Raw genomic sequence first — 14,363 nt, forward strand, 5'->3', positions numbered from 1 at the left:
CGCCCCTCCCGCCTCGCCCGGACCAGCTCTGTCAGGCCCGCCTCGCCCGGACCAGCTCTGTCAGGCCCGCCCTGTCAGGACCCGCTCTGTCCAGCCCTGCCGTGCCCAGCTCCACCCAGACCCGCCTTGCCCAGCTCCGCCGAGCACGGCAGGGCACTCCACTGCACGGCCTGCCCGGCACGGCACTCCCCGGCACCCCTCCCGGCGTGGCCCCTGCGCAGACCGCCGGCCGTATCTCCATCTCCACGCCGCCCTCCGGCGCGCTCTGTCCGTGGCGAGCGCCGGCACAGTCGGGCTCGACCCCACATGCCTCGGCCCCCGGCTCTGCACTCTCGCCCGGCCCCGTACGTCTCCGGCCCGGCCCCGTAACTTTCGCTCAGCCCCTATCTCTCGCCCAGCCCGGTCCCTCCCGCCCCGCCCGGCCCCTCTCGCTCGGCCCTGCATGTCTCGCCCAGCCGTGAGCCAACGCCGCCGACGGGCCGGAACAGTGCCCACGATCCGGACCGGCCCATGAGCCTGGCAGCGGGCGGTGCGCCGCCGGATCATCGGCCGGGAAGGTCACTCGCCCGTAGACGGGCGTGCCGTCAGCACCCGCAGGCCCCGGTCCGCGAACTCACGGCGGGTTGCCTCCTTCGCTCCGCTGTCCGTGATGAAGGTGTCAAAGACATCCGCGTCGCCGACCCGGGCGAAGCAGCGCTCGCCGATCTTGGACGAGTCCGCGACGACCACGGCACGCCGGGCGCGCTCGGCCATGAGGCGGTTGACCCGGGCCTCGGCCTCGTCGTGCACCGTGGCGCCCATCATCGGGTCCATTCCATTGGCACCGATGAAGGCGATGTCGATGGAGATCTGCTGAAGCACCAACTCGCTGAAGGGGCCGACCAGTTCGAACGACCGCGAATGCGCCACCCCACCCGTGAGCACAATCTTGATCTGTGGCCGCACGGCCAGCTCGTTCGCAATGTTGAGGGAGTTGGTGACAATCGTCAGGTGCGGTTGCGGGCCCGCCTCCGCAAAGTCCGGACGGGTGGCGAGCACGCGCGCGATGGCCGTGGTCGTGGTGCCCCCGCTCAGTCCGACCACATCCCCCCGTTCGACCAGCTTCGCCGCAGCGTTGGCGACGGCCTCCTTCTCCGCCGACCGGTGCGCGTGCTTGTAGCGGATCGGCAGGTCGTACGCCACCGAGCTGAGCACCGCGCCGCCCCGGGTACGGGTCAGCAACTGCTGCTCCGCCAGGGCGTCCATGTCGCGCCGCATCGTGGCGGCCGAGACCTCCAGCGCGGTCGCGGCCTCCTCGACCTCCACCCGGCCCCGGTCCCCGAGCAGCTCAAGCAGTGCGTTCATCCGTTCATGGCGCTTCATGGCGCGAGCCTAATTCGTTTCAGCAGGCCACGGTGGCGCGCGGTGGGTGCCGTCGTACGAGGCCGTGGTGATCGCATGTGCCCTCCAAGCGGCTCTGCCGGGGTGAGCTGCCGAAGGGAAGGCCCACTGCCTGTGCTGTCACCCCCGGGCCGGGGCCTGGGCTGCGTACTGGCCCGGGACCGCCGCCGGAGTGCCCAGGACGTCCAGGAGACGTGCCGCTTCCTCGGCCACTGCCGCCCGGGCGGGCTTGAGGTACTTCCGCGAGTCGACGAGCGCCGGGTCGGCATCCAGCGTCTGCCGTATCGAGTGGGTGAAGACGGAGACCAGATGAGTGGAAATGTTGATCTTCGTCATTCCGGCGGCGATGGCGCGGCGCAGTTCGTCGTCCGGCACCCCGGAGGAGCCGTGCAGAACCAGTGGCACCGGCAGGGTGGAGTGCAGTGCCGCGATGAGTTCCTTGTCGAGTACGGCCGTGCGCTCCTGCATCGCATGCGAGGAGCCGACAGCTACGGCGAGGGCATCGACGCCCGTTGCGCGGACGAAGGCCAGGGCCTCGTCCGGGTTGGTGCGCACCCCTGGTGCATGGACCCCGTCCTTGCCGCCGATCTCGCCGAGTTCGGCCTCGACGTAGGCGCCGTGCTCATGGCACCAGGCCGTGATTTCGGCGGTGGTGGCGACGTTCTGTTCATACGGGAGGGCGGAGGCGTCCACCATGACCGAGCCCACCCCGGCGGTGATGCCCTGCTGGACCAGCTCCGTGTCGGTGATGTGGTCGAGGTGTACCGCGATCCGGGCCGCGGACTCCTCGGCGAGGGCAAGGGTGGCACGTGTGAGGGGCCGCAGGCTGCCGTGATAGCGGATGCAGTTCTCACTGATCTGCAGGATCAAGGGGATGCCGGTGCGCTCGGCGGCGGTGACGAGTGCCTCGGCGGTCTCCAGATGGATGACGTTGAACGCCGCGGCACCGACCCGCGCCGCACGCGCGGCGTCGATGATCGATGAGGTCGGAACTAGGGGCATGGGACGCTGACTCCCTTGCGGGTGGGGCTGGTTGACGTGAGGCAGGCGGGTGATGCCCGGAGAGGCGGGCGACTACGAGGCGGCCGGCGCTTCGAGCATCACCGAACGGGTCAGGCTGCGCGGGTTGTCCGGATCCAGGCCGCGGGCGCGGGCCCGTTCCAGCGCCACCCGCTGGACCAGCACCAGGTCCGCCAGCGGATCGCGGGCATGGCGCACGAAGCGGGCACCGGTCCGCACCACATCGGCCTCCAGGCCGTCCGGAGCCTGGCCGAACAGCCAGGTCACCCGCCCCGGTGCGGCTATCGCGATCGGACCGTGGCGGTACTCCATCGCGGGGTAGGACTCCGTCCAACTCTGCGACGCCTCTCGCATCTTGAGCGCCGCCTCATTGGCCAGACCGAACGTCCAGCCCGTGCCGAGGAAGGAGAACTGCTCGGCGTCCACCCACTCCTTCTCCACCGGTGCGACCAGCGCCTCTTCCGCGTCGGTCACCGCCCGGGAGACATCCTCGCCCAGATGCGCGCGCAGTAGCGTCAGCGCCGTCGTGGCGAAACGGGTCTGCACCACCGACTTCTCATCGGCGAACGGCAGCGCGACCGTCCGGTCGGAGAGGGAGACCGCCGGAGTTTCGGGATCGCCGATGATCGTCACCGTCGGGATGCGCCCCTTGACGGCATCGAGCACGCGCAGGACCTCTGTCGTGGTGCCGGACCGTGTAATGGCCACCACCGCGTCGTAGCCGCGGTCGCCTCCGAGGAAGGCCTCGGAGGCGGCGAACGGATCCGTCACCCCCTGGCCGGCCGCCTCCCGCAGTGCCGCGTACGACTGCGCCATGAACCATGACGTTCCGCAGCCGATGACTGCCACCCGCTGTCCGGCACCGGGCAGCGGACCGGCCGCCGCACCGAGCCGCGCGGCCTCCCGCCAGGTCTCCGGCTGACTGTGCAGCTCCTGCTCCATATATGAGATCTCACTCATGGCCGCCCTCCCGTGACGTTCCTTGCACTGCGTCGAACTTGGTTGCTCAAAACTGCAATATTTAGCTTCGTTGCAATCGACTGTACGCAGAAATCTCGCGGGGTTCCATCCCTCGAACGAGTGGACGCATCAGGGGGCGGGAAGGCTGCCGGCCCGATGCCAGCTCGATGTCGACCTAAGGTGGGCGCATGATGTGGGCCTGATGGGCTAAGCGCGCACAGGATTGCGGCCTGAGGGTGGTCGGCTGGCCGGGCGGGGTGGATGCGGGGAGGACGGGGAGCAGGGAGGTGCGTGAAGGTGTTGACAGCTGCGTGAAAGGCGCCGAATACTCGCAAGATCAGTCACACCCGCTTCGTCATGCAGCAAGGCCCGCCCGCCGCACAAAGGACTTCCCGTGTCCACTGCCACGCTCTCCGCGACGCCCCCGCCGCCCTCACCCGAGACCGCACGCCGCACCGGCAGGCTGTTCGCACTCACCGGCGCCGTCGTCGGTGTCATCTACGGCTACGACACCGGCAGCATCTCCGGTGCCCTGGTGTTCCTGAGCAGGGACTTCCATCTCACCGAGGCTGAAAAAGGCCTGGTCAACAGCATCTTGGTGGGCGGCTCCATCGTGGGCGCCCTGATCGGCGGCAAGCTCGCCGACGCCCTGGGCCGCAAGGCCGCGATGCTGATCGTCGCCGGCTCCTACGCCGTGTTCGTCGCGCTCTCCGCCCTCGCCCCCGACGTCATCGTGCTGGACGTCGTCCGCTTCCTGCTCGGCGTCGCCATCGGCATCTCGATCGTCGCCGCCCCGCTCTATGTCGCCGAATCGACACCGGCACGTATCCGCGGGGCCTCCGTCGCCGCCTACCAAGTCGCCACGGTCGCGGGCATCGTCATCACGTACTTCGTCAACTGGGGCCTGTCCGGTGGCGGTCACTGGCGGTGGATGCTCGGCCTCTCCGCGATCCCCGCCGCACTCGTCCTGATCCCGCTGCTCCGGCTGCCGGACACCCCGCGCTGGTACGTCCTCAAGGGGCGTACGGAACGGGCCGTCGAGGTCATGGCGATGACCGACCCGGATGTCGATCCGCGCGCCGAGGTCGCCGCTGTGGGAGCGGCGCTCGCCGAGGAGAGCGGCGGCTCGGCACGCTCCATGCTGCGCAAGCCGTACGCCCGTGCCGCTCTCTTCGTCGTCGGCCTCGGGTTCTTCTGCCAGATCACCGGCATCAACGCCGTGACGTACTACAGCCCGCAGATCTTCGAGGAGATGGGCTTCACCGGCAACGGCCAGAACTTCCTGCTGCCGTCCTTCGTCCAGCTCGCCTCGCTGGCCGCGACGGTGCTCGCGATCCTCATCATCGACCGGCTCGGACGCCGGGTGGTGCTGCTCAGCGGCATCGGCACGATGGCCGTGATGCTCGCCGTCCTCACCGCGGTCTTCGGCACGGGCGAGCTGCACGGTGCCATGACCTGGGTGGGTTTCACGGCCATTCTGCTGTTCACCGCCGCCTTCAACTTCGGCTTCGGCTCACTGATCTGGGTCTATGCGAGCGAGGCGTTCCCCGCCCAGCTGCGCTCGACCGGGGCGTCGGTCATGCTCACCGCAGACCTGGTGGCCAACCTCCTGATCGCCCAGTTCTTCCCCTCACTCATGGCATGGGCGGGCGCCGCCCGGACGTTCGCCGGGCTCGGCGTCCTCGCGCTCGCCGCCCTGGTCTTCGCTTTCGTCACCGCGCCCGAGACCAAGGGGCGCCAACTGGAAGAGATTCAGGACTACTGGCGTAACGGGGGACGCTGGCCCGCACCGCCCGCACCGGGCTCCGCGAGCCCCGACCCGCACCGAGACGCGGCGCTGCCTCCGACCACGACTGCGTAGACGGGGGCATGGCGGGGTCGCTGGAGTCCCGTGCTCCCCGCCTGCCGCGGCACGGTGCGGCTGTGCAGCTGCCTGCTCACCGCGGGGTTGCCGTTTCAGGACGGCAATTGCTCCCGGTACTGCTCCAGCGCGGGCGCGGTCGTCGTCGCCACGAACTCGGTGACCCGGTACTCACACACGCCGGCGAGGACGAAGGGGTCCTCGGCCACGATCCGCTCGACGGTCGCACGGTCCGGCCCGGCAGCGAGAATGACGCCGCCATCGCGCGGCACCTTGCGGCCGGCGGCGAGGAAATGCCCCGCGGCGTACCCCTTCTTCAGCCACTCCACGTGGTCCTCAAGCACCTCATCGACGCGTGCGAGGGGGGCGGTATAGGTCAATTCCAGTACGAACATGGCTGCAATATAGAGGAGGTGCCGGGCGCGGCAGCTGCCCCTCCCGGTAGGGGGCGTTCCGCCCCGGGCGGGCCACCCCTGGCCCGCCGTCGGCTCGGTGCCGTGGGCTCCTCGGGATCCGCCCGCGAGCCGATCCGCGCCTGAGCAGATCCGCCCGCTCCGGGCTCGCTCAGCGGTTCGGTAGCGTGGTGGCCACCATGGACACTCCCGGAACGCCCTCCTGCGACGACGAACTGCGGCACTGGCCCACCGACGAAACCCAGGCGCGCGCGGTGCAGGACCGGTTGCGGCCCCGTGTGCGGCTCGATGAATCCGGGCCGGAGCCGGGGTTCGACGGCACCGTGGTGGGCGTGGACGTGGCCTACGACGACGCACGCGATGTCGTCGCCGCGGCCGCCGTCGCGCTGGACGCCCGTACGCTCGCCGTCGTCGACGAAGCCACCGCCGTCGGGCAGGTCTCCTTTCCGTACGTCCCGGGACTGCTCGCCTTCCGTGAGATTCCCACCGTGCTCGACGCGCTCGCCCGCCTCGCCCGCGTTCCTGACCTCGTGGTCTGCGACGGCTACGGGCTGGCGCACCCGCGACGCTTCGGGCTGGCCAGCCATCTGGGGGTGTTGACGGGGCTGCCCACCATCGGCGTGGCCAAGAACCCCTTCACGTTCCGGTACGCACCCCCCGGGCCCGACCGCGGCGCCACCTCCCCGCTGCTGGACGGCGCCGAGGAGGTGGGACGTGCGCTGCGTACCCAAAAGGGCGTCAAGCCGGTCTTCGTCTCCGTCGGGCACCGCGTCGATCTCGACCGGGCCTGTGCGCATACGCTCCGCCTGGCGGCCCACTACCGCCTTCCGGAGACGACGCGCGCCGCCGACGCGCTGTGCCGGAAGGCGCTCGCGGCCGCCTGAGGTGGACCGGCGAGGGATCCGCGCTACTCCTGGACGACGCGGAACGTGATGCCCGCCTCCTGGAGGCGAGCGGTGAGCGCATCCCCCATGGCGACCGCGGTCGTCACCTGGCCCGCGGTCTCCGGCAGATCGTCGAAGGCCAGGCTGAGCCCCGACTCGGCAAGCATCTTCGCCGTCTCGTCGTAGCCGGGGTCGCCGCCCGCGACCTCGGTGACCAGGCGCCTGCCGCCGGCGGAGGCGACGAAGCGCACCTTGAACCAGCTGCGCGCACGGCGTTCGGGGCCCGGCCCGTCGCTCGGCTCCAGACGCCCGGACAACCAGCGTCGTGCGGGCGGCACCTGGGCGAGCGCACACAGGGCTCCCGCTCCCAGCGCACCGCCGACGGCGATCGGCAGCCGCTGTACGCCCGCGTAGTGGCGATAGCGGAAGTCGGGTCCGTAGCGCTCCAGCGCGGCGGCCGAGCGCGCGACGATCTGCGCGTCGACGGTGGGCAACGGCACTCCCCAGGTCCGGGTTTCGCGGCTCTTGAGGGGCGGGCCGAGGGGCGCTCGCACCGTGCGGCCGGCCGGTCGCGGTGCGGCCCGCTGCCGTTCGCGGGCGGCCCGCGCCATGGCGACCGGGCGCGAGGCGGCGGTCAGCACGGAGGCCAGCGTGCCTCCGGAGAACGTGGCATTGCTCCGGACGAATCCGTCGATACGCACGGGGACGCCTTCGGGGAGGAGCCCGACCGTGAAGAGCACGCCCAGATCGTGCGGGACGGAGTCGAAGCCGCCGGCATGCACGAGGCGGGCGCCCGTGGCGCGGGCGGTCGCGTGGTGCCGGAGGTACATCCGGTCGATGAACTCCGACTCCCCGGACAGATCGACATAGTCGGTGCCGGCCGCGGCGCACGCGGCCACCAGCGGTTCACCGTGGAGCACATAGGGGCCGACGGTCGTCACCAGCACCCGGGTGTCGGCGGCCAGCGCGCGCAGCGAGTCCGCGTCGCCGCTGTCGGCCCGCAACAGCGGCAGCTCGGTACAGGCCGGGTCGATCTTCGCCAGCCGGTCGCGCAGCTGCTCCAGTTTGGCGGTGTTGCGCCCGGCCAGAGCCCAGCGGCAGTCCTTGGGGGCGTGTTCCGCGAGGTATTCGGCCGTGAGCGCGCCGGCGAAACCGGTCGCGCCGTAGACGACGAGGTCATGGGCCCGTCCAGTGGTGTCCTGCCGTCGCATCTGCGTCCTCTCCAGCACCCGCGTGATCTGAAGTCCGGACCCTAGGCAGTCACCGTTACTCCGTCAACGCCCGCTTGTGGCAGCTCCCTTGGGGCTCTCAGGTACGGCGTGCAGTCTTGACAGTGCGTCGGCGCGGAGCCAGATTCACGGAGAGCACCATGACGTAGGACGTCCGATGTCGGGTGCGCCGCTCTTTGCTCTCACCCGCCTCTCCCGTCTCATTGTCTCTCCCTTCGTCCGCCGGCGGTGACCGGGCGGTGTTCCAGGGGCCGGCCGCCGCCCGGAACCCGGACGCCGGCGGCCCAGCAGCTTCCCCCGACGACACTGCGCCCGACGTCACCGCCCCCGACGACACCCCGCTCCGAACCGCCCACCGACTGCTGGAGGAGGCCGGATTGCTGTGACGACGCGCCCCTGGGACATCCCTGGCCGGATACGGAGCGGGCGGCTGGAGGTCACTGGATCCCAGTGGAAGGCGATGTTCGCCGCCTGGATCGGCTACCTCCTGGACGGCTTCGACTTCGTCCTGATCACGCTCGTACTGACCGAGATCGCCGGCGAATTCCACCTGCGCACCGCCACCGCCGCCTCGCTGATCTCCGGCGCCTTCATCACCCGATGGCTGGGCGGCGCCGCGCTGGGCGCGATGGGCGACCGCTACGGCCGCCGGGCCGCCATGATCACCAGCATTCTGCTCTATTCGCTCGGCACCTTTACCTGCGGGTTCGCCTGGGATTACACCAGTTTGTTCGTCGCCCGGCTGGTCATCGGTCTGGGCATGGCGGGAGAGTACAGCGCCGGCGCGACGTATGTGCTGGAGAGCTGGCCCACTCGATGGCGTAACCGCGCTTCCGGATTCCTGATCTCCGGTTATGCGGGCGGCACCGTCCTCGCGGCCGAGCTCTACAAGTGGGTGGTCCCGGCCTGGGGCTGGCGCTGGATGTTCTGGATCGGCGTGCTGCCCGTCCTGGTCGCCGTGTGGGTGCGCAGATCGCTGCCGGAGGCCGGTGACTGGCAGCGGCAGATCGCCGCCCGTGCGGACGGGGAACGCCCCAACCCCTTCCGGCCGTTGTTCACCGGCCGCCTCCGGGGCTGGGGCAACACGGCCCTGGCGGCGACCGCCTCGGTCGCGCTGTTCTGCGTCTTCACGCCCGTCGGCGCCGGTGATGTCCCCTGGCTGTCGGGCGTCGCCGCGCTGTGCCTGATCGCGTTCGCCGTGCAGCTCGGCGGTCGCCGGGGAGGGCTGCTGTACGTCTCCCTCATGGCGACCGTCTTCTGCGCCTTCCTCTACAGCTGGCCGATCCAGGCCCTGCTGCCCACCTATCTCAAGACCGACCTCGGATACGCCCCCGCGCAGGTCACCGACGTGATGTTCTACGCGGGCTTCGGCACCATGGCGGGCTGTTGGCTGGCGGGCTTCGCCGGGGACCTGCTCGGCACCCGCCGCGCCTACGCGTACACCCTGCTGGCCTCACTGGCCTTCGTCTTCCCGGTCTTCGCGGTGCGGGACAGTCTCCCGGCACTCGGAGTCCTCATCTTCGTGCTGCTCGCGCTCGGCCAGGGCATCTCCGGGATCCTGCCGAAGTACCTCGCGGGGCACTTCCCGACCGCCACCCGCGCCGCCTCCCTGGGCTTCGTCTACAACGTGGGGGCCCTGGGCGGGGCGGTGGCTCCCGTTCTCGGGGCCCGTCTGGCCGAAGGCATGCCCCTGGGGCGGGCGCTCGCCGTGCTCACCTTCGGGCTGACGCTCATCGTCATCCTCCTGGTGGGCGGCAACGTCCCACAGCGACTCGGCCGCCTTGCGGACCGTCAGGCGCCCGACGACCACCTCGTACCGGAGCCCGGGGGAGCGGGAACTCTGCCCGCGGGGGCGGCGCCCGGCCCGGCTTCCAGGGGCGCGGCCCCCGACGTGCCGTAGCGGTGTCCGGCTCGCCGGGTGCCACGGCCGGGCCGGACGGGCGGGCGCCGTGCGGAGGATGCGCGCCGCGCCTCCCGACGAGCGTGGCGTCGTGCGCAGCCGGGCAGGCATGGCGGCAGGCGTTCCGCGGCCGACCGGGCGTCCGGCGCTCCGCGGGGCCGTTGTCAGTGGTCGCCGTTAGCGTGGAATGCGTTGGCCGGCCCGCGCGATGTGTGCGTGGGCCAAGCGGCACCGCGGACGGTGCCGTACGGGGGACGGACGTGGAGGAAGTCATGGCGAAGGCGTCGGATCCGGCGGCGGTGCGGGAGCGGGTGCGGGCGTTCGCGCTGGGCCTGCCCGGAGCCGTGGAGGAGTTTCCCTGGGGCGAGAGCGTCATCAAGGTCAACAAGAAGGTCTTCGTCTTCCTCGGGGTCGATGACGGCAGCCATCCACGCGGGGTCACGCTGAAACTCACGGACCCGGAGGCACATGCCCATGCGCTGACCTCGCCCGGCGCCAAGCCCGCCGGTTACGGCCTGGGCGCGTCCGGATGGGTGCAGGTCCCCCTGGAGGAGCAGGGCGCTCCGTCGGCCGAGCTGCTCTGTGACTGGGCGGAGGAGTCGTATCGCGTCATAGCCCCCCAAGAAGCTCATCGCCGAGCTCGACGGGGGATAGCGGCGCAGCGGCAGCAGACGCGCAAAGGCCCGTGACGGCGATGGCAGTTGAGCATCGCCGGCGCGGGCCTTTTCCGCGGTTGCCGCCTGGCATGGAGGGCTTGTGGAAAGTGGAACACGTTCTTAACATCACGAGTGTTACATCAGAAGTGTCACAGTGCGGAAAGGCATGGGGCGCGATGACAGAGTCAGGGCACGGTCCGCTGAGCGGGGTGCGGGTCGTCGAACTCGCCGGCATCGGTCCCGGCCCGTTCGCGGCCATGCTGCTGGCCGACCTCGGCGCCGATGTCGTCCGCGTCGACCGCCCCGGAGGCGCGGGGCTGGGCATCGACCCCGCGTACGACCTCACCAACCGCAACAAACGCTCCGTGCTGGTGGACCTGAAGACCCCCGAGGGGGTGGCGCAGGTACGGGAACTGGTCGCCCGCGCCGACGTGCTGGTGGAGGGCTACCGCCCCGGGGTGGCCGAGCGGCTGGGCGTCGGCCCCGAGGAGTGCCTGGCGCTCAACCCCCGGCTGGTCTACGGCCGGATGACGGGCTGGGGGCAGCAGGGCCCGCTCGCCGACACCGCCGGACACGACATCGGCTATATCGCCATCACGGGCGCGCTCGGCATGATCGGATCGCCCGACGGCCCGCCCGCCGTCCCCGCCAACCTCGTCGGTGACTACGCCGGCGGCTCGCTCTACCTCGTCATCGGCATCCTCGCCGCCCTCCAGCACGCCCGCAGCGAAGACGGCAGGGGCCAGGTCGTGGATGCCGCCATCGTCGACGGCACGGCTCATCTGACGGCGATGATCCACGGCATGCTGGCGGCCGGCGGCTGGCAGGACCGGCGCGGCAGCAATCTGCTGGACGGCGGCGCGCCCTTCTACGGTGTCTACGAGACCGCCGACGGCGGCCATATGGCGGTCGGTGCGCTGGAGAAGCGCTTCTACGGCGAGTTCGTCCGGCTGCTGGGCCTCGCCCAGGAGGTCCCCGACCGCGATGACCTCGCCGCTTGGGCAGAGCTGCGCGCGGCCATCGCCGCGCGCTTCAGGACCCGGACCCGCGAGGAGTGGACGGCGGTCTTCGAGGGTTCCGACGCCTGTGTGGCGCCCGTGCTCTCCCTTCGCGAGGCCCCGCGGCATCCGCATCTCGCCGCCCGCGGCACCTTCGTCGAGCACGGCGGGATCACCCAGCCCGCGCCCGCGCCGCGGTTCTCGCGGACGCCGGGTGCACTCCGCAGACCACCCGCACGGCCCGGTGCGGACACCGCGGAGATCGCGCGCGACTGGCAGGCACCCGGCCTCCTCACCCCGCCGCCGGCCGGCCCGTCCGCCGCCCCGCCCGCAGGCCGGAGCCGCGCCGAGCAGAAGGACACGGCCGGCTGATGGAGCGCGCCACCACGCTCCGGGAGCTCCGCTCCGTCGGGGAGAAGCGGGCGATCACCTCCGCCGTGCCGGACCGATGCCGCACACCGATGCCGCTGCGCGGGCCCGAAGGCGGTCCGCGCCCGAGCGGCGTCCCGGCAGGCGGGCGGGCGGGTGCCCGGCGTGCGCACCGTAGGGCCGCTGACCGGCTTCCGCCCCGTGGGGCCGCTGCCCGCCAAGCCGACCGAGACCGTCAAGCACTGGCTCTGAGGAGGGCCCGGACCAAATGAAGCGCCAGATCTTCACCGCGGACCACGACGCGTTCCGCGAGACCGTACGGACCTTCCTCACCAGGGAAGTGACGCCGCACTACGAGCAGTGGGAGAAGGACGGCATCGTCAGCCGCGACGCCTGGCGGGCGGCCGGCGCCCAGGGGCTGCTGGGGCTCGCGGTGCCCGAGGAGTACGGCGGGGGCGGACAGCCCGACTTCCGCTACAGCGTGGTGCTGGCCGAGGAGTTCACCCGGGCCGGCGCCGCCGGGCTCGCCGTGGGCCTGCACAACGACATCATCGGCCCCTATCTGACGACGCTCGCCACCGAGGAGCAGAAGCGCCGCTGGCTGCCCGGCTTCTGCAGCGGCGAGATCATCACCGCCATCGCGATGACCGAGCCCGGCGCCGGCTCCGACCTGCAGGGCATCCGCACCCACGCCGAGGACGCCGGCGACCACTGGATCCTCAACGGTTCCAAGACCTTCATCTCCAACGGCATCCTCGCCGACCTGGTCATCGTCGTGGCCAGGACGACGCCGGAGGGCGGGGCGCACGGTCTGAGCCTGCTGGTCGTCGAGCGGGGCACGGCGGGTTTCGAGCGCGGCCGCAACCTCGACAAGATCGGCCAGAAGGCCCAGGACACCGCCGAGCTGTTCTTCCACGACGTCCGCGTCCCCAAGGAGAATCTGCTCGGCGAGCGGAACGGCGCCTTCGTCCATCTGATGACCCATCTCGCGCAGGAGCGGATGAACATCGCCGTCTCCGGTATCGCCGCCGCCGAACATCTGCTGGAGATCACCAGCCGCTACGTCAAGGAGCGCGAGGCGTTCGGACGGCCGCTGTCCAAGCTCCAGCACATCCGCTTCGAGATAGCCGAGATGGCCACCGAATGCGCCGTCACCCGCGCCTTCGTCGACCGCTGCATCGCCGACCACGCCGCCGGCGAGCTGGACGCGACGCATGCCTCGATGGCCAAGTGGTGGGCCACCGAGCTGCAAAAACGCGTCGCCGACCGCTGCCTGCAACTCCATGGCGGATACGGCTATATGGCCGAATACCGCGTGGCCAAGGCCTTCACCGACGGCCGCATCCAGACGATCTACGGAGGGACCACCGAGATCATGAAGGAGATCATCGGACGCTCCCTCCTGGACTGACCCGGACGGCCCCGGACCACCCGCTGCCCCTGCCCCACCCTCATGCGAAAGGCTTGTTGACTTGAGTACCGAAGCGTACGTATACGACGCGATCCGCACCCCGCGCGGCCGCGGCAAGGCCACTGGCGCGCTGCACGGCACCAAGCCGATCGACCTGGTCGTCGGACTGATCCACGAAGTGCGCCGGCGCTTCCCCGGACTCGACCCGGCGGCCGTCGACGACATCGTGCTCGGCGTGGTCGGCCCGGTCGGCGACCAGGGATCCGACATCGCGCGGATCGCGGCGATCGCCGCCGGGCTGCCCGACACGGTCGCCGGCGTACAGGAGAACCGCTTCTGTGCCTCGGGTCTCGAAGCCGTCAACATGGCTGCGGCCAAGGTGCGTTCGGGCTGGGAGGACCTGGTCCTGGCGGGCGGTGTCGAATCCATGTCCCGGGTCCCGATGGCCTCGGACGGTGGCGCCTGGTTCGCCGACCCGATGACCAACTTCGACACCGGCTTCGTCCCGCAGGGCATCGGCGCCGACCTGATCGCCACCATCGAGGGCTACACCCGGCGCGACGTCGACGAATTCGCCGCGCTCTCCCAGGAGCGCGCCGCCGAGGCCTGGAAGGACGGCCGCTTCGACCGCTCCGTCGTCCCGGTGCGCGACCGCAACGACCTGGTCGTCCTCGATCACGACGAGCACATGCGGCCCGGCACCACCGCCGATTCGCTGGCCGGCCTCAAGCCGTCCTTCGCCACGATCGGGGACGCGGGCGGCTTCGACGCGGTCGCCCTGCAGAAGTACCACTGGGTCGAGAAGATCGACCACGTGCACCACGCGGGCAACTCCTCCGGCATCGTGGACGGCGCGGCGCTCGTCGCCATCGGCTCCAAGGAGGTCGGCGAGCGCTACGGCCTGACCCCACGGGCCCGCATCATCTCCGCCGCGGTCTCCGGCTCCGAGCCCACGATCATGCTCACCGGCCCGGCGCCCGCCAGCCGCAAGGCCCTCGCCAAGGCCGGGCTGACCATCGACGACATCGACCTCGTCGAGATCAACGAGGCCTTCGCCGCCGTGGTGCTGCGCTTCGTCAAGGACATGGGCCTGAGCCTGGACAAGGTCAACGTCAACGGCGGCGCCATCGCCCTGGGCCACCCCCTCGGCGCCACCGGCGCCATGATCCTCGGCACCCTGATCGACGAGCTGGAGCGGCAGGACAAGCGCTACGGCCTGGCCACCCTCTGCGTCGGCGGCGGCATGGGCATCGCCACCGTCATCGAGCGCCTCTGACCGCCC

Annotated in this window: 12 protein-coding genes; 7 read left to right on the forward strand and 5 right to left on the reverse strand. The window is 71.0% G+C overall.

The window, feature by feature from the left end:
* Window positions 1-558 precede the first annotated feature (558 nt).
* The 3 genes from EST92_RS05105 to EST92_RS05115 form a co-directional block, all read right to left on the reverse strand.
* Window positions 559-1,362 carry a DeoR/GlpR family DNA-binding transcription regulator gene (locus EST92_RS05105; protein ID WP_129279738.1) on the reverse strand — a complete coding sequence of 268 codons (804 nt, stop codon included), beginning with the start codon at window positions 1,360-1,362 and terminating at the stop codon, window positions 559-561.
* Window positions 1,363-1,500: 138 nt separating this feature from the next.
* Entirely contained in the window at window positions 1,501-2,382 is an 882-nt protein-coding gene (locus tag EST92_RS05110; protein ID WP_129279739.1) for a class II fructose-bisphosphate aldolase, read from the reverse strand.
* A gap of 72 nt (window positions 2,383-2,454) precedes the next feature.
* Window positions 2,455-3,360, reverse strand: a complete 906-nt coding sequence (locus EST92_RS05115; RefSeq protein WP_129279740.1) for an SIS domain-containing protein — start codon at window positions 3,358-3,360, stop codon at window positions 2,455-2,457.
* 394 nt (window positions 3,361-3,754) lie between these two features.
* Here EST92_RS05115 and EST92_RS05120 point away from each other — a divergent pair, with 394 nt between their 5' ends.
* Window positions 3,755-5,221, forward strand: coding sequence for a sugar porter family MFS transporter (locus tag EST92_RS05120; RefSeq protein ID WP_129279741.1), 1,467 nt, complete (start codon window positions 3,755-3,757; stop codon window positions 5,219-5,221).
* 95 nt (window positions 5,222-5,316) lie between these two features.
* Here the strand turns inward: EST92_RS05120 and EST92_RS05125 are convergent, their stop codons facing one another.
* Window positions 5,317-5,616: a YciI family protein gene (locus EST92_RS05125; protein ID WP_006602051.1), complete on the reverse strand. Its 300-nt coding sequence runs from the start codon at window positions 5,614-5,616 to the stop codon at window positions 5,317-5,319.
* Window positions 5,617-5,813: 197 nt separating this feature from the next.
* Between EST92_RS05125 and EST92_RS05130 the strand changes: the two genes are divergently transcribed.
* Window positions 5,814-6,518, forward strand: a complete 705-nt coding sequence (locus EST92_RS05130; protein WP_129279742.1) for an endonuclease V — start codon at window positions 5,814-5,816, stop codon at window positions 6,516-6,518.
* 23 nt (window positions 6,519-6,541) lie between these two features.
* Here the strand turns inward: EST92_RS05130 and EST92_RS05135 are convergent, their stop codons facing one another.
* The gene (locus tag EST92_RS05135) at window positions 6,542-7,729 is read right to left on the reverse strand and encodes a saccharopine dehydrogenase NADP-binding domain-containing protein (RefSeq protein ID WP_129279781.1); all 1,188 of its coding nucleotides are present in this window, start codon (window positions 7,727-7,729) and stop codon (window positions 6,542-6,544) included.
* A 400-nt stretch (window positions 7,730-8,129) separates the two neighbouring features.
* On the opposite strand from EST92_RS05135, the gene EST92_RS05145 reads away from it, so the two are divergent.
* The 5 genes from EST92_RS05145 (at window position 8,130) to EST92_RS05165 (ending at window position 14,357) form a co-directional block, all read left to right on the forward strand.
* Window positions 8,130-9,647 (forward strand): sialate:H+ symport family MFS transporter, encoded by a 1,518-nt coding sequence (locus tag EST92_RS05145; RefSeq protein WP_129279744.1) that lies wholly within the window; start codon window positions 8,130-8,132, stop codon window positions 9,645-9,647.
* Window positions 9,648-9,919: 272 nt separating this feature from the next.
* Window positions 9,920-10,336: an MmcQ/YjbR family DNA-binding protein gene (locus EST92_RS05150; protein WP_254068527.1), complete on the forward strand. Its 417-nt coding sequence runs from the start codon at window positions 9,920-9,922 to the stop codon at window positions 10,334-10,336.
* A gap of 143 nt (window positions 10,337-10,479) precedes the next feature.
* Entirely contained in the window at window positions 10,480-11,673 is a 1,194-nt protein-coding gene (locus EST92_RS05155) for a CaiB/BaiF CoA-transferase family protein (RefSeq protein WP_254068529.1), read from the forward strand.
* 265 nt (window positions 11,674-11,938) lie between these two features.
* The gene (locus EST92_RS05160; protein ID WP_129279745.1) at window positions 11,939-13,081 is read left to right on the forward strand and encodes an acyl-CoA dehydrogenase family protein; all 1,143 of its coding nucleotides are present in this window, start codon (window positions 11,939-11,941) and stop codon (window positions 13,079-13,081) included.
* Window positions 13,082-13,142: 61 nt separating this feature from the next.
* Window positions 13,143-14,357 (forward strand): acetyl-CoA C-acetyltransferase, encoded by a 1,215-nt coding sequence (locus EST92_RS05165; protein WP_129245209.1) that lies wholly within the window; start codon window positions 13,143-13,145, stop codon window positions 14,355-14,357.
* Window positions 14,358-14,363: the final 6 nt, after the last annotated feature.

It is taken from the genome of Streptomyces sp. TM32 (genome assembly GCF_004122755.1).
Classification (GTDB): domain Bacteria; phylum Actinomycetota; class Actinomycetes; order Streptomycetales; family Streptomycetaceae; genus Streptomyces; species Streptomyces sioyaensis.

What these genes read in the sequence shown, in the direction of transcription:
- EST92_RS05105 (WP_129279738.1), bottom strand. Translation starts at nt 1,362, where the DNA reads ATGAAGCGCCATGAACGGATGAACGCACTGCTTGAGCTGCTCGGGGAC.
- EST92_RS05110 (WP_129279739.1), bottom strand. Translation starts at nt 2,382, where the DNA reads ATGCCCCTAGTTCCGACCTCATCGATCATCGACGCCGCGCGTGCGGCG.
- EST92_RS05115 (WP_129279740.1), bottom strand. Translation starts at nt 3,360, where the DNA reads ATGAGTGAGATCTCATATATGGAGCAGGAGCTGCACAGTCAGCCGGAG.
- EST92_RS05125 (WP_006602051.1), bottom strand. Translation starts at nt 5,616, where the DNA reads ATGTTCGTACTGGAATTGACCTATACCGCCCCCCTCGCACGCGTCGAT.
- EST92_RS05130 (WP_129279742.1), top strand. Translation starts at nt 5,814, where the DNA reads ATGGACACTCCCGGAACGCCCTCCTGCGACGACGAACTGCGGCACTGG.
- EST92_RS05135 (WP_129279781.1), bottom strand. Translation starts at nt 7,729, where the DNA reads ATGCGACGGCAGGACACCACTGGACGGGCCCATGACCTCGTCGTCTAC.
- EST92_RS05150 (WP_254068527.1), top strand. Translation starts at nt 9,920, where the DNA reads ATGGCGAAGGCGTCGGATCCGGCGGCGGTGCGGGAGCGGGTGCGGGCG.
- EST92_RS05155 (WP_254068529.1), top strand. Translation starts at nt 10,480, where the DNA reads ATGACAGAGTCAGGGCACGGTCCGCTGAGCGGGGTGCGGGTCGTCGAA.
- EST92_RS05160 (WP_129279745.1), top strand. Translation starts at nt 11,939, where the DNA reads ATGAAGCGCCAGATCTTCACCGCGGACCACGACGCGTTCCGCGAGACC.